The following is a 19,399-nucleotide window of genomic DNA, read 5'->3' as shown; positions in this document are numbered from 1 at the left end:
AGCTACATGGCTTCCGAAGAACACATCCAGACCCTGTTGTCGGCGCTACCCGACTCGCCGGGCGTTTACCAGTTCTACGACAAGGAGGACAAGCTGCTCTATGTGGGCAAGGCCAAGTCGTTGAAGAAGCGGGTCAGCAGTTATTTCCAAAAAGACCGGCACGTCTCGGGTAAGACATCCATCATGGTGCGCAAGGTGGCCGACATCCGCACCATCGTCGTGGATACGGAGATGGACGCGCTCTTGCTGGAGAACAACCTCATCAAGAAGCACCAGCCGCGGTACAACGTCAGTCTGAAGGACGACAAGACCTATCCGTGGATCTGCATCCGCAACGAGCGTTTCCCGCGCGTCTTTTCGACCCGCAAGATGATCCGTGACGGTTCCGAATATTTCGGACCGTATGCTTCCGGCCGTTTGATCAATACGTTGCTGGAGCTGATCAACAAGTTGTACAAGCTGCGGACGTGCAGCCTGGTGTTGTCGGAGGAGAATATCACGAAGAAAAAATTCCGTGTCTGCCTCGAATACCAGATCGGTAATTGCAAGGGACCTTGTGAAGGATTTCAATCACAGGGAGAGTACGATCAATCGGTGAAAGAGATCCGGCAGATCCTCAAAGGAAACATCCAGACGGTCATCGGTCACCTGCGCGAATTGATGCAGACCTACGCGGCCGAGTATCGCTTTGAAGAAGCACAATCGGTCAAAGAGAAACTGGAATCACTCGAAAAGTTCCAGCGGAAATCGGTGGTCGTGAATCCGTCGATTCACAACGTAAGATCGGCGACAAGAAGCACTTGCTCAGCCTGTCGGAGAGCAACGTGCGGAATTACATCCGCGAAAAGCGGTTGCAGGAAGAAAAGCAGCATCCCGAGAACCGCACGCTACGCCTGATGGAGCAGATGAAAAAAGACCTGCGGCTCACCGAGTTGCCGAAGCACATCGAGTGTTTCGACAATTCCAATTTCCAGGGCGCCTATCCCGTAGCGGCGATGTCGGTCTTCCGGGACGGCAAGCCGTCGAAGAAGGACTACCGGCATTTCAACATCAAGACCGTCGAGGGTCCCGACGATTTCGCGTCGATGGAGGAGGTGATCCACCGGCGGTATAAGCGGATGCTCGACGAGGCGCTGCCGCTGCCGCAACTGATCGTGATCGACGGAGGCAAGGGGCAGTTGAGCGCGGCGGTCAGCAGCCTGGAAAAACTCGGCTTACGGGGAAAGATCGCGGTGATCGGAATCGCGAAGCGCCTGGAGGAGCTCTACTACCCGGACGATCCGCTGCCGTTGTACATCGACAAGAAGAGCGAAACGCTGCGGATCATCCAGCAATTGCGCGACGAGGTGCACCGCTTCGGGATCACGCATCATCGCAAGCGGAGGAGCAAGGGTGTGATCAAGACGGAGCTGGAAGAGATCCCCGGCATCGGTCCACGTACGGCGGAAGAACTGCTACGCGAGTTCCGTTCCGTCCAACGCATCAAAGAAGCCTCCCTCGAAGCCCTCGCCGCCCTCATCGGCGAAGCGAAAGCGATTCGGGTGAAGGAGCATTTGGAATCTGGCAGCAACCGGACGGAAGGGGTTTCGTAGGATCTCGTGACACAGAGTATCGCAGAGGTAACACAGAGTTTCTCAGAGATCGAAATGTGCTCTGCATGTTTACTGCAACGACTTTATTTCAGTTGATCGGAAAGGAGTTTGATCTCCATGCGGGGCGACATCTTCTCGTATAGTATCCGGTATACCGAGCTTGTGATCGGCATATGGACGTTGTACTGTTTATTCAGCTCATGAATACACTTGGTCGCATAATAGCCTTCCGCAACCATGTTCATTTCCAATTGTGCGAATTTAACGGAATAGCCCTTTCCGATCATGGTGCCGAACATGCGGTTACGAGAGAAGGATGAGTAAGCCGTTACCAACAGGTCGCCGAGATATGCCGAGTCGTTGATGTCGCGACCGATCGGATGCACTGCGTCTACAAATCGCTTGATCTCCTGAATGGCGTTAGAAATAAGTACTGCGAGGTAGTTGTCTCCATAGCCCAGCCCATGGCAAATACCGCCGGCTATGGCAAATACGTTTTTCAAGACGGCGGAATATTCTGTACCATAAATATCGTCGCTCACGGTGGTCTTGATGTACCGACAAGCCATTTGGCGGGCCAATGAATCAGCAGTATTCGTGTCAGGACTCGCTATGGTGAGATAGGAGAGACGTTCCATGGCTACTTCTTCGGCATGACATGGACCAGTAATAACACCTATGTTTTGTATCGGAACGTCGAATTGTTTGTGTAAGAAGTCGCCAACGACTAGTAGGTCATCCGGAATGATCCCTTTGATAGCGGAGAATACGGAACGGCCATGAAAATCATCCGACTTGATCCCTGCCAGCGAGTCTTTTAGGAAAGCTGATGGAACTGCCAAAATAATGGTCTTGGATTCCCGAATCGCCTCCCGGATATCGGTTGTGATCCGGATCTTCCCAAGATCGAATTCAACATCGGATAAGTAGTTGGGATTATGTCTGTACTTGGAGATAAATTCTGCCGTCTCTTTACTTCTTACCCACCAGGTAATTTTGTCGACATTATTGGAAAGTATCTTGACGATGGCCGTTGCCCAACTGCCACCACCTATGACTGAAATGGATTGATTCTCCATTTAAATGTGCTGATTGATTAGTCTCGGATCAGGTCAGAATGATCCTGCAAATTCCTTCTTTCAAATGTAGTACATTGAAATTGATTAATAAACCAAGATTCAAGCCTGTGAGTTTGAGATAGGTGAGCACCTGCGCACGGTGAATATCCGTAATCAGGTCCACACTTCAATTCCAAAAGCAATCGATTTTCAACGATCAGATCAGCCCGATAGCCGCACTCCAGTTTGATCTTCTCGTAAATGAGCGGAACAGGATGTTCTTTTCGAATGCATAGCCCCAGCTTGATCAATTCGTAAGCGGTACATTCCTTGTAAGCTGATTCAAGCAGGCCCGGACCTAGCTTTTGATGCACTTTCATGGCGCATCCGATAACAATGCGCGTAAGGTCGTTGATGTTTGCATGGCTCATGCCGGAAAATTCCGTCATGAGGTGGATTTCTACAACCGCTTATATGCGGAGAAATCATCTAACCGTCACTGAGCCGTCCGATGTTCTTTTTTGTAACACAGAGAATCACAGAGGAAACACAGAGTAGCACAGAGCAGAATTCAAATCTCTGCGAAACTCTGTGTGCCCTCTGCGTGACTCTGTGCTCCTTTTTTATACGAAGCGCGAAATCTCAAAACGTAATCGATTTCTCCAACATCTCCGCACCGCGTTTGACTTTTACGGTGGTGGTTTCGCCTTTGGTGAATTTGCCGAGGGCTTTCATGTAGGACATCATGTCCACCACTTTGTAGTCGCCGATCTGGACCACTACGTCGCCGGCCAGTAGCCCCGCTTTTTGCGCCGGCTTGCCGTCACTTACGCCATCGATGCGCATGCCCTCGCCGTCGAACGCGTAGTCGGGCACCACACCCAGGGTCACTTTGAATTTCGGCGCATCCTCGTTCGACTCGTCCTTCGTCTTGGTGAACACCAGCTTCCCCGAACCGTCCGCCAGCGCGATCGTCTTGCGGATCATCCCGATGATCGTCAGTGCGCCCGGGTAATTGATCTTGTCTTCGTCGTCGCTCGGTTTGTGGTAATCGGCATGCGTGCCGCTGAAAAAGTGCAGCACCGGAATATTCTGCAGATAGAACGACGTATGATCGCTCGGCCCCACACCCGATTCCGTCGCCTTGATCTCGACCTGGTCCGTTTCGATCGAATCGACCAGCGTTTTCCAGCGCGGACTCGTGCCCGTGCCGCTCAGGATCAGCACCGGCTCGTCCTTTTTCAGGCGACCGACCATGTCCATGTTCAGCATGTAGTTCACCTTCGTGAGATCCACCGTCGGGTGCTTCACGTAGTAATTCGAACCGAGCAGGCCCTTTTCTTCTCCGGAAAAGGCCAATAGCAGGTAGTTGTTGTGCTTCGGCCCGCGGATGCGCAGGTCGCGGCCGAGCTCGATCAGGGCGGCCGTGCCGGACGCGTTGTCGTCGGCGCCGTTGTGGATCGCCGGCTCACCCCGGTAAAGCGAGCCTTCGTGCCCGTAACCCAGGTGATCGTAGTGCGCGCCGATCACCACCGTCGTGGCAGCGCCGTTGTCGATGTAGCCGCAGACATTATAAGCGTCCTTCGTCACTTTGATCACCTCGGCTCCGACCGTACAGTTCGTCACGATGCTGTCGCGCAACAGTTCCGCTGCCTTGCCCTTCGCGAACAGTACAGGAATGCTCACCGGCGAGATGCGGTGATCGAAGTCGGCTTTTGGATCCGCCTGTGCTGTGTCGCTGTTGATGAAGATCACGGCCGTGGCCCCGCGCTGGATCGCGATGTCGAGTTTCTTCCGCAAGTCGGACCACTCGCCGAACTTACCGTGCGGGTTCGCGCCGTCCGGCGTACCCGATTCCATCACGAAGATCTTCTTGGCGATGTTGAGCTTCCCTTTGTAATCTTCACGACCGAGTTTGTTGTCGTCGATCCCGTAGCCCAGCCGGGCCACATAGCCGGTGATGACGCCGTTGCCGGAGTAGGGGAGCGGCGTGAAGTCGTCGTTGACCTTGAAGCTGTAGTTGTTCACGTACAACTGCGTGCCCGGACCGAAGGTCGCGCCGGCGGTGAAGGTGAACGGCTGCAGGAAGCCTTTCTCGCCTTTCGGTTTCAGGCCGGCCGACTTGAACGCCTTCACGATGTAATCACGCGCTTTGATTTCCCCGGCGCTGCCGGCTTCACGGCCTTCGTACGCGTCGCTGGCGAGTGTGCTGATATGTTCCCGCAGCTTCGTTTCCAGTTGCGCTTCGGTGAGCGGTGTCTTGGAAACGGTGGAACAGGAAAAGTTCGCCGCCAGGGCGAGGGCGGTGAAGAACAGGGTCAGGAAACGGATCGGTTTCATTGCAGCATAAAGATACGGAATCGACGCGCAAGCCTTGTCGCAGGGAGCGGCTTCCGGGAATAAAAAAGGGCACGCTCGGTGCCCTTTTGACTTTTTTCTGATGATGAATCAACTCGAAACGGCTTCGGCGCCCTCTGCCGGCGCTTCTTTCTTCTCCGGGCGCATGGCCGGGAAGAAGAGCACGTCCTGGATCGAATGACTGTTCGTCATGATCATGCTCAGGCGGTCGATGCCGATACCCAGGCCTGCCGTAGGCGGCATGCCGAACTCGAGCGCGCGCAGGAAGTCTTCGTCGAGCTGCATGGCTTCTTCGTCGCCGCGCTTGCCGAGTTCGAGCTGGTCCTCGAAGCGCTTGCGCTGGTCGAGCGGATCGTTGAGCTCGGAGAAGGCGTTGCAGATCTCCTTGCCGTTGCAGATCGCCTCGAAGCGCTCCACCAGCCCCGGCTTGGAGCGGTGCTGCTTCGCGAGCGGACTCATCTCCAGCGGATAGTCGGTGATGAAGGTCGGCTGGATCAGGTGCGCTTCAACTTTCTCTCCGAACATCTCGTCAATCAGCTTACCGCGGCCCATCGTATCGTCCACATGAATGCCGATGCTCCGCGCCGTCTTTCGCAGTTCGGCTTCGTCCATCCCGGAGATGTCGATGCCGGTATAGTGCGCGATCGCGCCGTACATCGTATAACGCTTCCAGGGCCGTTGGAAGTTGATCACGTGTTCACCCACCTGCACCTCGGTCTTGCCGTGTAGGTCGAGTGCGATCTTCTCGACCATCTCTTCCACCAGGTTCATCATCCATTCGTAGTCCTGGTAAGCGACGTAGAGTTCCATCTGGGTGAACTCCGGGTTGTGGAACCGGCTCATGCCTTCGTTCCGGAAGTCCTTCGAGAACTCGTACACCCCGTCGTAGCCGCCCACGATGAGGCGCTTGAGGTACAACTCGTTCGCGATGCGCAGGTAGAGCGTCATGTCGAGCGTGTTGTGGTGCGTCTTGAACGGACGCGCCGCCGCGCCGCCGTAGAGCGGTTGCAGGATCGGCGTCTCCACCTCGAGGTAGCCGCGGGTGTTCAGGAACGAACGCATCGAGTTGACCAGTTGCGTACGCTTCACAAATGTCTCGCGCACCTGCGGGTTCACGATCAGGTCCACGTACCGCATCCGGTAGCGCTGCTCCGGATCGGTAAAGGCGTCGTGCACATTGCCGTCGGCGTCCTGCTTCACGATCGGCAACGGACGCAGTGACTTGGAAAGCAACTTGACGGCGGTGGCGTGGATGGTGATCTCGCCCATCTTCGTGCGGAATACGAAGCCCTTGATCCCGATGATGTCGCCGATGTCGAGCATCTTCTTCACCAGGAAATCGTAATCCGATTTATCCTCGCCCGGACAGATGTCGTCGCGGCGGACGTAGATCTGGATGCGTCCGGAGGCGTCCTGAAGCACCGCGAACAGGGCCTTGCCCATGTCGCGTACGCTCATGATCCGGCCGGCATAGCTCAGCTCCTTGAAACCGTCGGGGTTGGCGTCGAAGCCGTCGAGGATCTGGCGGGCGCTGACAGTGACCGGCCAGGCGTCGGCCGGATAGGCCTGGTAGCCGTGTTTTTGGAGTTCGTCCAACTTCTGGCGGCGGATCTGTTCCTGCTCGTGCAATTCCATGCTGCGAAATTTTCGCAAAGATAGCGGTTCAGGCCGGATGGCTCAAAACGTTAATCGATACAGAATCAATAAATTGCAACAAGTCCACGCAACGCGCGTTCGGCCCGGAATCGGTAACCCCCTACCTTTGCGGCCGTATACGCCGGACTCCATTAATAGTCATGAAAGATCTCGTACAGCGATTCCCCGAGCAGTTGGAAGAAGCCCTGCGCATTGGCGAACAAGCCAGCATTTCCCGTCCCATTCGCCCCATCCGCAATGTCATCATCACCGGACTGGGCGGTTCGGGTATCGGCGGCACCATCGTGTCCGAGATTATCGCGAACGAATGTCCGGTACCCGTCACCGTCAACAAGGATTATTTCCTGCCGGCTTTCACCGGACCGGAGACGTTGGTGATCGTGTCGTCGTATTCGGGTAATACCGAAGAGACCCTGCAGGCCATGGACGTCGCGCTGGAGAAAGGCGCGCAGATCAGTTGCATCACCTCGGGCGGCAGCGTAGCCGAACGCGCACGCGAGCACAGGCTCGACCTTGTCCTTATCCCCGGCGGCAACCCGCCACGTTCGTGTCTCGGTTATTCGCTCACGCAGCTCTTTTTCATCCTGCATAAGAAAGGACTCATCAGCGGCGCGTTCGTCGCGCAGCTCCGGGCTTCGATCGACCGGATGCGTATGGAAGAAGCGGCCATCAAGTCCGAGGCGCAGGAAGTCACCGATTTTCTTTTCGGCAAACTGCCGGTGATCTACGCGGTCGACGGTTACAACGGCGTGGCCACGCGCTTCCGGCAGCAGATCAACGAGAACTCCAAGATGCTCTGCTGGCACCACATCATCCCCGAGATGAACCACAACGAACTGGTGGGCTGGGCCGAACAACACGAAGAGTGTGCCGTCGTGATCCTGCGCAACAGCACCGACTACTACCGTTCTCAGGCGCGCATCGAGATCAACAAGGAGATCATCGCGCAACGCACCCCGCACATCCGCGAGATCTGGTCGCGGGGCGACTCGATGTTGGAGCGTTCGCTCTACCTGGTGCACCTCACCGACTGGGTCTCCTGCTACCTCGCCGACCGCAAAGCCATCGACGCCGTCGAAGTGAACGTCATCAACCACCTCAAAGGCTCCCTCGCGAAGCTGGGAGAGCGATGATAGTTCCGCCAGTGCCTTATTCATGATGGAACGCGGATACCGCTGATAAGGCGGAAGCTCGCGGAAAATAGATCCGCGCAAATCCGCAACATCCGCGGGATCCGCGTGCTGTTACTTTTTGACCACTGTCGGATAGTCTAGGCTATGAACCACGGGGGACACAGAGGAATGCACGGAGGAGCACAGAGATCGAGCTCTGTGTATTCTAAGACTTACGCAACGTTTGATTGATTTTTTTCTCGTAGGTTAGGACGAATGGTGTTTTTCTTTTAATGACTGCAAAGACCCGATTGATCAGTTTGCAGGCTACGGCGTTTGCGATGACTTTGTGGTGTTTGCCCTCGGCCTTTTTCCTTTGGCAGTAGACCCTTATTTCAGGGTCGTAGATCATGGCGCTATTGGCTCCGTTGAGCAAGATTGCTTTCATCTGCTTATTTGCCATGGGATGTACCCTTGTCCTTCCCTTGGTTAATCCGGAGGAGTGTTCAAAAGGCGCCGTTCCGGCATAGCAGGCGAACTTTCGACCATCATCGAACTGAGTGAAGTTCTGGGTTATAACGAGCATCATCGTTGCAGCAATGAGTCCTATTCCCTTGACAGATTGCATCAGATCAAAATTCTGTTTGAGCTCCGGATCGGAGGCGATCACTTTTTCAATGGCCTCGTTTACTGCCTTAATGCTCTTTTCCAGCCGTTGAATGTGTTGTTCCAGATCCTCGGTAACCAGGTGATTGTCGATCACAACATTGAGCTTAGAGCGGCTCTTGAGGCTATTGACATTCTGGGTATGTTGCTGCACCAACGAGGCGCGGTAGGAGATCAGCTCTTTGAGTTGAAGGATGGATTTTTGAGGGATCACAAATGGCCGGAGCTTGTGATGATGGATCAAGGCGTAAACGCCGATTCGCTCTGCATCCGTCCGGTCACTTTTACCTCGGGTTACGCCCAGGGATTGTTGGATCTCTCTTGCCGGTATTACCGAATAGGTCATACCCTTTTCCTGTAACAGGCAACACAAAAGCAATCCGTAGTTGCCGGTGTGTTCCATGCAAAACCAGGGAGGTGATCCCGCTGGCACCTCCTTTTTCAGGCGTTTAAACATGGATTCAATTCCCTCCTGGCTGTTCTTCACCCGGAACAGACTCAAGGGTTTGGCTGAAGGGTCCACTACCAGTGCTACATCCAGCCATTGCGATGAGATGTCAATGCCAACGGTACAGACTGTTTTCATAACTTTGGTTTTAAGGTTTATTTGTCTGTACTGGAACAGGATGTGCTGCTAAAACCTTTAATAGGCCTGGATGCCTATGATTCTAACTGGCACCGCACCCTGAAAAGAGATAGAGGACTGATACACAGATTAGCCCTGAAGGCTCTAACTCTGCTTAGTTCACCTCTATCTCTTCCAGCACAGTCAGCTTGAAGTTACGAAGGCAAGTCTAAAGGAAACTCTGCGTGCCCTCTGCGTGACTCCGTGTAACTAAAAACTACGAAGCAGGCAGGTGAATCACACATCTCCGCGGGATCCGCGTGCTATCCCTGTTGACCCTCATCAGATTCCGCGATTCGCCAAAGGTTCCGGGATTTCGTATCTTGACATACCGCTATCAAGCTTTCCCGCATGCCGCTCCGCCTTTTATTCTTGCTCGTGGTGTGTTCCCTCCAGGCCGGGGCTCAGTTCACCGACCGGTACTGGGCATTTGGTGACAGTGCGGCAATTGATTTTTCAGATTTATCGAATCCTATGCCAGGTGAATCCATTCTAAGATCAAGAGGAACGTGCGTCAGCATTTGTGACAGCATTGGTCAGTTACTTTTTTATGCCGGGGCGCCCAATACTTTACTTTGGCCAGCAACAACGGTGTATTATCTGGGACATGTTGTAAACAGTAACCATCAACTTATGGATAACGGAGATACCTTGGTTTCGAATCAATGGTATCAGGAAATGGTTATAGTACCCAATCCATCCAATTACAACCAGTTCTATCTTTTCTCTGTAGGAATAACACCAGCGATTAATCCAGGATGCTACTATTCTCTTATCGATTTGAGTTATAATGGCGGCTTGGGGCGTGTAATTCAGAAGAACATCCAATTGCAGAACTTCCCCGTTAATGACGGGCTTGCTGCTGTGAAACACGGTAATGGCCGGGATTGGTGGGTAATACATAAAGAAGGCACCATTGGACAATTGAGCGATGAAGTGTATACCTATCTGATAAGTCCTGATGGTATCCACCCACAACCTGTACAGCTAATTGGCCGGGCAAGCGAAACGAACCTCCTTCGGCTTAAGTTTAGCCCAAGTGGGAATAAACTTGTTGCAACCGATTGTAACCAATTTATCGAACTTTTCGACTTTGACCGCTGCACCGGGATATTGAGTAACCCCCGGTTTGTGCATCAGCGTCAGGTAACCACGCTCAATGGGTTGTTTTGGTCGAGTGAGTTTAGTCCGGATGAGACCAAACTTTACCTGAGCACGGTCGAGTACGGGAACAATGATTCCATTTCCTGTCTCATACAGTTCGATTTACTGGCCCCGGATATTCAGGCAAGCATGGATACGATCTACAATTTTTATCTGCCTGATGAGACGGGAATGCTGAAGCTTGGCCCTGACAATAAGATCTACCTGTCGCAGTACCTGGATAATAACGATTGCGGTTTTTTCTACCTCTACTGCGATACGACTTTTTATCCTGAGAACATGAACATCAGCGTGATCCACGACCCCAATCAGCCGGCCGCTTTGTGCGATTTTCGGCCATACAGCTTTTACCTCGGAGGCCATCGTTGCTACCACGGCCTTCCCAACAACCCCAACTACGAGCTGGGGCCGCTGGCGGGGAGTGTTTGCGATACATTGATTACGAGCATGAGTCAGGTGCCCGTGTTTGAGCCTGCGCAGTTGAAGCTGTTTTTCCATACCGGCTGGCGGCAGTTGTTCGTGAACGGGCAATACCTGCGCGGCAAGCAAGGCAGCCTGGCGCTTTACTCAGTCACCGGCCAACTCCTCCGCAGCGAAGAAATCAGCATCCAACCACCCTACTACACCCGCCAATGGGACCTCAGCGGAACGGCCGCCGGGGTGTACATCGTGGTCCTGGAAACGGAAGCGGAACGGGTGAGTGGACGGGTGGTGGTGGAATGATTCTGGTGGCTTCTGTGTGCTTCGTAGTTTTTAGAACACGGAATACACGGATGGCACGGGTGCTCACGGAAATATCTGTGTGCTAATTCTACAGAGATCCAATAAACCAACTTGCCTATCGCCGCTGGATGCGATTCTGTTCTTCTTCGGCTCCGGTGCGGCGTTGGCGGTTGCCGGCTACGGTTTGCTTGCCGAATTTCCAGGAGACGTGGAAGCGTACGAAACGACTGTCGTAAAAGCGGTTGAACTGCGCGTCGATGTTCTCCATCCGCACCGTCGACCGGATACGGTCCGTCCAGAACGGATCATTCACGTTGATGCGCAGGGTCACTTTCCCGTCGAGTAACTGCTTCCGAAAGCCCATCGACATGCTACCGTACGGCCGCACCATCCAGGTGCCCCAGACCGATGCGCTGTTGAAATAGCCGTTCACCTCCAGCGCCCACTCCTTCGGTAACCGGATCGCATGGTTGGTATTGAAGGATACCGCCGTACGCTGTACGTCCACTTCGCCCGCCGAACTGGGGCCCTTGAAGCGGGTGTTGTACACCGTCAGGTTGTTGTTCATCTCCCACCAGGGGAACGGCTGGAACGGCAGGTTGAGGTTCACACTCAGGTTGTCGTTCGTCTGCAGGTTTTCCGTGATGATGTAGGTCGTCCGCAACGAATCGATCTGCCGCGTGATCTGCGTCATCGCGTTGTTGGTCCGACTGAAATTAAGGTTGATCGAATAGCGTTGCAGGAAGGTGTAGCCGATCTCATACGCGTTCGTCAGTTGCGGTTGCAGGAGCGGGTTGCCTTCCTGGTAGGTATAGGGATCCAGGTAGAACTTGAACGGATTGAGCTGCTGATACGCCGGCCGGTCGATGCGGCGCCCGTACGATACGTGTACCTGGTGGGTGTCGTTGAAGGTGTAAGTAAGGAAAGCGGTCGGGAAGAGCTGCGTATAGTCGCGGGTGAAGGTCGAATTGTTCACCTGTTGGGTGCCTTTCGCGATCGTCTGTTCCGCGCGCAGACCGAGTTGCAGGCCGATCTTTCCGAACTCCGTCGTGCCGTTGACATAACCTGCCCGGATCGTCTCCTCGTACACGAAGTGATTCGTCTTGCCGGTGTCCGCCACGTCCGCGCCGTTGATGATGTTGAAGAACCGCACGTCGCTGTCGGTCTCCACATCGCTGATCTTGGCCCCGGCCTCGAAGCGCGACTTTTTCCCGATCGGTTTCACATAGTCGGCTTTCGCCGTCCGGATGTCGATCACGGCCGGTTGCCGGTTGTAAGACCGCTCGACCCAGTCGTTGCTGCGGTTCAGGTAATCGTAATGGTCGGTGTAGAAATTGAAATCGGCCTTGTTGTCGAAGCGGCCCAGATCGGCATCAACCGAGAGTTCCTGCCCGGCGCTGTCGATCGCCCAACGGTAGTTGAAATTTCCGTTGAGGTTGTTCCACTCGCTGTTGTTATCGTTCCGCGTCACGTAACCCGAATCGGGAATGTCCGAAGCATTGAGGATGTCGGTCACGCTCCGGTTGTGGTTCTCGCCGGTGTTGTAGGTTCCACGGACCAGGAAACCGATCGTGTGCTTAGGCGAAAGACTCACATCCAGTCCGCCGCGGAAGTTGTGGTTGATGTACTCCCCTTTGTCGTAGTTGTCCTGCTTGAAGGTCGAGACAAAGTTCCCGTCGCGGAAACGCCGCTGCATCTCCGTGCTCTCGAAATAGAAACCGTTGCCATAATCGTAACTGCCGTAGGCGTTGAACAGCTTGTTCCGGTGATTGACGCTGCCGCCGAATCCGTAGTCGAGGTAGCGGCCCTGTCCGTAGCTGGTGCGCAGGTCGCCGTTGGTGCCGTAGTTGCGGTTCTTGCGCATCTTGATATTCACGATACCTGTCGTGCCGGCAGCGTCATACTTGGCGGAGGGGTTCGTGATGATCTCGATCTGCGCAAGCTGATCCGCCGGCATGTTACGCAGCATGTTGTAAAGTTCCTGGGCGCTCAGGTAGGTCGGTTTGCCGTCCATCATCACGAGTACGCCCTGCTTGCCGCGCAGGGAGATGTTGCCGTTGTTGTCCACCGTCACGCCGGGCGACTTCTGGAGGATTTCGAGGGCCGTGCCGCCGGCATTTACGATACTGTTTTCCACGTTGACGACGATCTTATCGACCCGGTGCTCCAGAAAGGGTTTCTCACCCGATACGGTCGCCTCTTTCAGTTGCACCGACTTACCACCCATGACCAGGGTGGGCAGGGGATGCTCCGTGCCAGCCTCCGTCACTTCGAACTCCGCGGAGAGCGTTGTTTCCAATCCAATCTGCGTCGCTTTTACACGGTAACGGCCGGGCTGCAGGTCGTCGAAGCGGTAAGCGCCCTGTTCATCGGTGATGGCGCCTTTGACCAGACTGCTGTCGGCCGCATTCAGCAGCATCACGGTTGCATACGCGAGTGGCTGACGGTCGGAACCGTGCAGGATACCGGATACGGTACGATTGGTCCGGGCGAATGCCAGACAGGACAGAAGAAGAAAAAAGGAGAACAACAGGCGGGTACGCATGAGAGGGGGAATGGTGTTACCAAACCTACGTCTCCCAGCAGGTCATGCCGGTTAATGATAGGTTAAGATAAGCCGAATACCTGTTAATCTTCGCTAAAGCTATTAAGATCCGTGTAAATCCGTGATATCCGTGTATTCCGTGTGCTAAGATGAAGTGATCGAACAATATCTGGATCAACCAAGGTGCTTCATCGCCTCCCGCCGGCTCAAAGGCTTCAGCTCGGTACGTTTCACATAAGCAACGACCGCCTTCGGGTCGGTGTAAGCATACTGCCGCAAACTCCAGCCGATCGCCTTCTGGTGAAAGAACTCCTTCGATCCGCGATGCGGTTCGATCAGTCGCTGCAACAGCGCGAAATCGGTTTTGTCCTTGTACTTGAGCTGGAAGAGGATCGCCGTCCGGTTCAGCCACAGATTGCCGGATGCGCACCAGGCTTTTGTCGTCGTGGCAATACGTTTAGGATGTTTCGTGAGAAAATGTCCGACCAGTGTTGCCGCGATGAAATCCACCGTGTCCCACCAGGATTTCGACTCGACCAGTTCTTCGAAAAGTTCGAGGTAGGTATCGTCCCAGGCTTTCTTGTTCTTCCACAAGAGTTCCATCGCGAAGTACTGGAACTCGCGTTCGGGTTGTTTCCACAACCAGCGCACCGAAGCCCGCATCGTGTCGGCATCCAGGTTCTTCAGCTCGGTAAAAAACGGCTTCGACAATTCCGCCCGTTGCGGCTTCTTGATGCCGACAAAGGGGAATAATCCTTTCATGTAAGCCGACATGCCTTCGGCTACGACGGCATCGCCGGAAGATCGATAGATGGTGGCCAGTCGGGAAAGGGCGGGGTGTGGTGCTTTCACGCCACGAATTTCCTAAAAGGAATCGAGTAAATTGTTAGCTGATCGAAGCAAAGATTCATCAGGGACTTAACGACGAAGGACACAAAGTACGCACAGAGGTACCTTTAGACTTGCCTTCGTAACTTCAAGCTGACTGTGCTGGAAGAGATAGAGGTGAACTAAGCAGAGTTAGAGCCTTCAGGGCTAATCTGTGTATCAGTCCTCTATCTCTTTTCAGGGTGCGGTGCCAGTTAGAATCATAGGCATCCAGGCCTATTAAAGGTTTTAGCAGCACATCCTGTTCCAGTACAGACAAATAAACCTTAAAACCAAAGTTATGAAAACAGTCTGTACCGTTGGCATTGACATCTCATCGCAATGGCTGGATGTAGCACTGGTAGTGGACCCTTCAGCCAAACCCTTGAGTCTGTTCCGGGTGAAGAACAGCCAGGAGGGAATTGAATCCATGTTTAAACGCCTGAAAAAGGAGGTGCCAGCGGGATCACCTCCCTGGTTTTGCATGGAACACACCGGCAACTACGGATTGCTTTTGTGTTGCCTGTTACAGGAAAAGGGTATGACCTATTCGGTAATACCGGCAAGAGAGATCCAACAATCCCTGGGCGTAACCCGAGGTAAAAGTGACCGGACGGATGCAGAGCGAATCGGCGTTTACGCCTTGATCCATCATCACAAGCTCCGGCCATTTGTGATCCCTCAAAAATCCATCCTTCAACTCAAAGAGCTGATCTCCTACCGCGCCTCGTTGGTGCAGCAACATACCCAGAATGTCAATAGCCTCAAGAGCCGCTCTAAGCTCAATGTTGTGATCGACAATCACCTGGTTACCGAGGATCTGGAACAACACATTCAACGGCTGGAAAAGAGCATTAAGGCAGTAAACGAGGCCATTGAAAAAGTGATCGCCTCCGATCCGGAGCTCAAACAGAATTTTGATCTGATGCAATCTGTCAAGGGAATAGGACTCATTGCTGCAACGATGATGCTCGTTATAACCCAGAACTTCACTCAGTTCGATGATGGTCGAAAGTTCGCCTGCTATGCCGGAACGGCGCCTTTTGAACACTCCTCCGGATTAACCAAGGGAAGGACAAGGGTACATCCCATGGCAAATAAGCAGATGAAAGCAATCTTGCTCAACGGAGCCAATAGCGCCATGATCTACGACCCTGAAATAAGGGTCTACTGCCAAAGGAAAAAGGCCGAGGGCAAACACCACAAAGTCATCGCAAACGCCGTAGCCTGCAAACTGATCAATCGGGTCTTTGCAGTCATTAAAAGAAAAACACCATTCGTCCTAACCTACGAGAAAAAAATCAATCAAACGTTGCGTAAGTCTTAGAATACACAGAGAAAAAAACGGTAACGAAAATGCGTTATCACGAAAAACCTTTAACCAATAAAAACCCTGAATCAATGATCGGCCGTCAGGAACGCGTTCTCCAATTCGGTAACCCGGGTTTTGAGTTGTCCGATGAAAACGGCTTTCTGTCGTGCGGTTTCGAGCAAGGGCTCGGTACGGGTTTCCAGGTACTCAAGATATAGCTCGCCTACTTCCTGTGTCGTGATCTTGATCAGATCGCGCGTACGTGTTATGGCTTTGACGAGGTCGGAACGGGATTTCATAGCGTATTTTACTAATGCAAATGTACGGCAGCCGGCAAGGGCCGGATATGCTAAAAGTCATCTAGGGTAACGGTAGCGCATGAATCCCCGCTAAAAACCGGCTGTTTGCATGTAGAAAAGAACCGGATGGATGTTTCCAGCTATTGGAAACATCCACCCGGTTTTATAACTACAGACGATGACGTTGAATTTTCTGATCCGTCCGTGTACACTCCGAATCAATTCGGCTGTGCTTGCAATACGTACGGGTGATAAAACAAACTCTTACCTCTGAGCTCGGTGTACTTTAAGACGTCTGAATTTGATGCATTGTAAAGCGATTTCGCGTCGTTATACAAGCCTCCATAAAAGGACCGATAAGATCCCGTGGTAGCATAGATCGAGAAAAGGAACGACTGTTGGAGTGATTGCAGTTCGATGATCGGATAATCGAGCTTGTTGAACTTCTTGGCTGCCTTGGTAATCCCGCCGTAAGTGGAAGATCCCTGATCGAGTCGGTACTTGATCCTGTTGTCCCACTTGCCATAACCCGGCGCGGTTGAGAGATAATCTGCCGTGCTGACGTAGTTCGACAGGAAGATACCGTCACAATAGTACACCATGGAATCTACTGCCGCCTGAGGATTGGAATAATTCTTCCCCATCCAACCCTCGTAGAAATAGAATTTGGCGCCATAGCGATTGCACATCGCCTTGGTCAATCGTAACAGCGAGAAACAGCCGGCATAATCATTCGTAACCCACGGCTCTTTTTCGGTAAGCGGAGCAACCACGGTTCGCAGATCAGGATAAGCGGTGTACAAAGCATCCCAGGTAGGAAGCTCGGTCGTCTCCCGGATGTCGCAGGTGATCAGTCGAATGCCGTAGGTGCTGACAGCCTTACGGCAAAAAGCGGCGAACTTGGCTCTTTCCGTTGCAGTGGCCATGGAATTGCGCGCGTAACAATTCAGCATGTTGCCACCTTTATTCCGCAGGTAATTCAGGACATTGTCTTCACTGGCGGCATTTCCGATGGTCAGATTGTTCGGATGGGTATAAAATCCGAACAATTCAGGCAGGACTTGAACTTGCGTCGGGGATGACGTTGAAGCCATTCTTGCCGCAGTATTGGATTCGGTCAGCAGGTCTTCCTTTTGACACGATGTAAGGAAAAGTGTAAGACTTGCCAGTAAAAAGATCGGAGCGAGATACAGTCCCTGAACGTTCCACTTCCTTGCCATTTTCTTTGTTTCCTGTTTAGTCGGTTAATTAAGCCAGCGAACTCGGATTTGTCGCGTACTACGGATATTCACTCTTCCATCCGGGAGAACATCGGGTTGATGTTCGTGAAACCCTTGCTAGTACTCGTGTTTCCGAGGATGCGATGTTAGATACAGAGTTTGGCTTCTATATGAATCAGGTCAACAGGAAGGGCAATTCGAAATGAGATTTCGAAGGTGTTTTTTACCGGGAAACACTCCGTTTTTTAGAGCGATTTCAGCGCTTCCGTAGCACGGGGGTTTCCCGGACGCAGTTTCAAGGCTTGTTCATAGCATCGGCGGGCGTCCGTTTTTCGACCGACGGCCCTATAAGCGTCTCCCAGGTCATTCCAGGCAACGACGATGGACGGGTAGCGTTGCGTATAGAGCTCATACAACGCGATCGTTTCTTCCCGGCGATTTTCCCGCGATAGCTGCTGCCCGACTTCCAGGAGAATCATGTCGTTGTCACCCACGCCCAGTGAGTCGATCAGTCCGTTTCCGTTCTTGCGGAATTCTGCTGCTCCGCGCTTCCCAATCGCATCGTACATCGCTTCCGCGAGCGGGCTCTCAAAGCGCGCTTGCACCACGAGCGGGTCCTGCTCGATCTTACCCAGGAACACCAGTTGGGTAATGCCTGCCATTATGCGGTTGGCGATCATCCGGTTGTCATTGGTTACGACATACAAGGCAACATCGTCTTTCGGATAGATCAGCATGTCGGCAAAGTAGATGCCGTTGCTGCCGCCATTCTGGATCACCGGCGTTCCCCGGCGCGATTGTCCCAGGGCGCAACCATAGCCGAAGAACGATCGGCCTTCAGTGTCCCATTCTTCGATATGCTTCGTCTGTTGTTTGGCAATCGCGGCAGGCGTTAGGATCTTTTCATCCAGGATGGCGCGCAGGAAGGTTTCCATCGCGCTGATGGATGCATAGAACCCGCCGTTGCCGTAAAGATTCCAGTAAGGTCCTCCGAATTCCCGGTAACGGTCCATCAGCGTTCCCCAGTCCGTGCCTTGGTCGTAGCCGTGAGCGATGCGACGCGTTTCACTGTCGGGATAATCGTACGCGATGTCCCCGATGCCGATCGGTTGGAGCAGTTCATTTCTGACAAACGATTCAAACGACTGGTGACTGACTTCCTCGATCACCGCGGCTGCCACGCTCATGCCTACATTGGAGTACAGGGAACGACTACCCGGTTGGTACATCAAGGGTTCGCGAAAGGCGCGCTGTAGAAATTCTTCCTTGGTCAGCTTTGCGTAATCTCCTCCATCGTTTTCAAAGATCTCCGCAAAACCTCCGGAATGCGTCATCAACTGGTGCAGGGTAATGCTGGATTTATCGGAAGGAACCTTTGAAAAGAATTTTCCCAGCGTGTCCGTCACCTTCAGTTTTCCCTGCTCCTCCAGTTTCAGGACCGCCATGGCGGTGAAAGTTTTAGTGATGGAGCCCATACAGGCCAGTGTCCGCTCGTCGAATGGAATGCGCTGCGCCTGGTTCGCCCATCCGTAGCCTTTTCGGAGGATGGTCGCCCCTTTGCTCATCACGAGCACCCCGCCGGAGAAGTGCTTTTCTTTTTCCAGTTGCTGCAGCCACTGGTCGATGCGTACGGCTGTGTGGCCAACCAATACCGGTTCGCCGGCGGTTGCGTTGAAGAGAAGGGAAAGCAGCAGGACGAGTGTGGAGAAGCCGTGTTTCATTTCGCTAGTATAGGGCGAATGAAAGGCCTTCCGCGTTAAGGGAATCCTAAAGTTGGTGAAGTCGGGAAGCGGGTATCAGTCTTCCCGCGCGAATTCCTGCAGCATGGCATCGATCTTCGAAAAGGCCTCGTCGTCTTTGATGACATACTGTTCGGCGCCTTTCGCGATGGTTTCCGCGGCGACCGCGTAGCGGGTCTGGCTACTGAGGACGATGATGTGGACATTCCGGTCGTGCTTGCGGATCTTTTCAAGGATGGCAAGTCCGTTGGCGGCGGATTTTTGTACCGAGTCCAGGTGGTAATCGAGGATGATCGTGTTCGGCTTCTCGAAAAGATGTTGCAGGCACTCTTCACCGGAATGGAATACGCGCACTTTTCGCATGCCATCGGCAGTGATATGATCGTGTAGCATCTGCGCGAAGAGGGGATCGTCGTCGACGATATAGACCGATTGTTTCATCCTGAGCGAAAGGTACGAAATG

13 protein-coding genes and 2 pseudogenes are annotated in these 19,399 nt (G+C 53.3%); 4 read left to right on the top strand and 11 right to left on the bottom strand.

Translation table 11 applies throughout. From position 1 onward, the window contains the following. Window positions 1–6: 6 nt before the first annotated feature. Window positions 7–1,592: pseudogene (locus IPJ96_00725) on the top strand (excinuclease ABC subunit UvrC). Between the two features lie 83 nt (window positions 1,593–1,675). Here the strand turns inward: IPJ96_00725 and IPJ96_00720 are convergent. The 4 genes and pseudogenes from IPJ96_00720 to lysS all read right to left on the bottom strand — a co-directional run bounded on the left by IPJ96_00720 (window position 1,676) and on the right by lysS (window position 6,643). Beyond that, window positions 1,676–2,671: an NAD(P)H-dependent glycerol-3-phosphate dehydrogenase gene (locus tag IPJ96_00720; GenBank protein MBK7908879.1), complete on the bottom strand. Its 996-nt coding sequence runs from the start codon at window positions 2,669–2,671 to the stop codon at window positions 1,676–1,678. A 28-nt stretch (window positions 2,672–2,699) separates the two neighbouring features. Next, window positions 2,700–3,081 (bottom strand): annotated as a pseudogene (locus IPJ96_00715) (GxxExxY protein). 211 nt (window positions 3,082–3,292) lie between these two features. Next, on the bottom strand, window positions 3,293–4,405 hold the full coding sequence (locus IPJ96_00710; GenBank protein MBK7908878.1) for a M28 family peptidase: 1,113 nt from the start codon (window positions 4,403–4,405) through the stop codon (window positions 3,293–3,295). A 693-nt stretch (window positions 4,406–5,098) separates the two neighbouring features. After that, complete coding sequence (gene lysS / locus IPJ96_00705; GenBank protein MBK7908877.1) at window positions 5,099–6,643, bottom strand: lysine--tRNA ligase; 1,545 nt, start codon at window positions 6,641–6,643, stop codon at window positions 5,099–5,101. A gap of 161 nt (window positions 6,644–6,804) precedes the next feature. Between lysS and IPJ96_00700 the strand changes: the two genes are divergently transcribed. Beyond that, entirely contained in the window at window positions 6,805–7,797 is a 993-nt protein-coding gene (locus IPJ96_00700) for a bifunctional phosphoglucose/phosphomannose isomerase (protein MBK7908876.1), read from the top strand. A gap of 205 nt (window positions 7,798–8,002) precedes the next feature. Here the strand turns inward: IPJ96_00700 and IPJ96_00695 are convergent, their stop codons facing one another. Next, window positions 8,003–9,028, bottom strand: coding sequence for an IS110 family transposase (locus IPJ96_00695; protein MBK7908875.1), 1,026 nt, complete (start codon window positions 9,026–9,028; stop codon window positions 8,003–8,005). Between the two features lie 1,170 nt (window positions 9,029–10,198). On the opposite strand from IPJ96_00695, the gene IPJ96_00690 reads away from it, so the two are divergent. Beyond that, window positions 10,199–10,954 (top strand): T9SS type A sorting domain-containing protein, encoded by a 756-nt coding sequence (locus IPJ96_00690; protein MBK7908874.1) that lies wholly within the window; start codon window positions 10,199–10,201, stop codon window positions 10,952–10,954. Between the two features lie 115 nt (window positions 10,955–11,069). Here the strand turns inward: IPJ96_00690 and IPJ96_00685 are convergent, their stop codons facing one another. Beyond that, the gene (locus tag IPJ96_00685) at window positions 11,070–13,499 is read right to left on the bottom strand and encodes a TonB-dependent receptor (GenBank protein MBK7908873.1); all 2,430 of its coding nucleotides are present in this window, start codon (window positions 13,497–13,499) and stop codon (window positions 11,070–11,072) included. A 174-nt stretch (window positions 13,500–13,673) separates the two neighbouring features. Continuing rightward, window positions 13,674–14,273 (bottom strand): DNA alkylation repair protein, encoded by a 600-nt coding sequence (locus tag IPJ96_00680; GenBank protein MBK7908872.1) that lies wholly within the window; start codon window positions 14,271–14,273, stop codon window positions 13,674–13,676. A 394-nt stretch (window positions 14,274–14,667) separates the two neighbouring features. On the opposite strand from IPJ96_00680, the gene IPJ96_00675 reads away from it, so the two are divergent. After that, window positions 14,668–15,693, top strand: a complete 1,026-nt coding sequence (locus tag IPJ96_00675; GenBank protein ID MBK7908871.1) for an IS110 family transposase — start codon at window positions 14,668–14,670, stop codon at window positions 15,691–15,693. Window positions 15,694–15,764: 71 nt separating this feature from the next. Here IPJ96_00675 and IPJ96_00670 read toward each other — a convergent pair whose 3' ends face one another. The 4 genes from IPJ96_00670 to IPJ96_00655 form a co-directional block, all read right to left on the bottom strand. Further along, window positions 15,765–15,977, bottom strand: a complete 213-nt coding sequence (locus IPJ96_00670; protein ID MBK7908870.1) for a hypothetical protein — start codon at window positions 15,975–15,977, stop codon at window positions 15,765–15,767. A 218-nt stretch (window positions 15,978–16,195) separates the two neighbouring features. Further along, window positions 16,196–17,197, bottom strand: coding sequence for a hypothetical protein (locus IPJ96_00665; protein MBK7908869.1), 1,002 nt, complete (start codon window positions 17,195–17,197; stop codon window positions 16,196–16,198). Between the two features lie 245 nt (window positions 17,198–17,442). Then, window positions 17,443–18,918, bottom strand: coding sequence for a serine hydrolase (locus tag IPJ96_00660; GenBank protein ID MBK7908868.1), 1,476 nt, complete (start codon window positions 18,916–18,918; stop codon window positions 17,443–17,445). A 75-nt stretch (window positions 18,919–18,993) separates the two neighbouring features. Next, complete coding sequence (locus tag IPJ96_00655) at window positions 18,994–19,377, bottom strand: response regulator (protein ID MBK7908867.1); 384 nt, start codon at window positions 19,375–19,377, stop codon at window positions 18,994–18,996. Between the last annotated feature and the right edge of the window lie 22 nt (window positions 19,378–19,399).

It is taken from the genome of Bacteroidota bacterium (assembly GCA_016713765.1).
GTDB lineage: Bacteria > Bacteroidota > Bacteroidia > AKYH767-A > 2013-40CM-41-45 > Pollutiaquabacter > Pollutiaquabacter aromativorans.
The sequence above is the reverse complement of the archived record's forward strand: the minus strand, read 5'-3'. Positions and strand labels throughout refer to the sequence as shown.

Bases quoted from the DNA above. Each gene is read 5' to 3' on its own strand.
- IPJ96_00720 (MBK7908879.1), bottom strand. From the start codon at position 2,671: ATGGAGAATCAATCCATTTCAGTCATAGGTGGTGGCAGTTGGGCAACG.
- lysS (MBK7908877.1), bottom strand. From the start codon at position 6,643: ATGGAATTGCACGAGCAGGAACAGATCCGCCGCCAGAAGTTGGACGAA.
- IPJ96_00700 (MBK7908876.1), top strand. From the start codon at position 6,805: ATGAAAGATCTCGTACAGCGATTCCCCGAGCAGTTGGAAGAAGCCCTG.
- IPJ96_00695 (MBK7908875.1), bottom strand. From the start codon at position 9,028: ATGAAAACAGTCTGTACCGTTGGCATTGACATCTCATCGCAATGGCTG.
- IPJ96_00685 (MBK7908873.1), bottom strand. From the start codon at position 13,499: ATGCGTACCCGCCTGTTGTTCTCCTTTTTTCTTCTTCTGTCCTGTCTG.
- IPJ96_00680 (MBK7908872.1), bottom strand. From the start codon at position 14,273: ATGTCGGCTTACATGAAAGGATTATTCCCCTTTGTCGGCATCAAGAAG.
- IPJ96_00675 (MBK7908871.1), top strand. From the start codon at position 14,668: ATGAAAACAGTCTGTACCGTTGGCATTGACATCTCATCGCAATGGCTG.
- IPJ96_00670 (MBK7908870.1), bottom strand. From the start codon at position 15,977: ATGAAATCCCGTTCCGACCTCGTCAAAGCCATAACACGTACGCGCGAT.
- IPJ96_00665 (MBK7908869.1), bottom strand. From the start codon at position 17,197: ATGGCAAGGAAGTGGAACGTTCAGGGACTGTATCTCGCTCCGATCTTT.
- IPJ96_00660 (MBK7908868.1), bottom strand. From the start codon at position 18,918: ATGAAACACGGCTTCTCCACACTCGTCCTGCTGCTTTCCCTTCTCTTC.
- IPJ96_00655 (MBK7908867.1), bottom strand. From the start codon at position 19,377: ATGAAACAATCGGTCTATATCGTCGACGACGATCCCCTCTTCGCGCAG.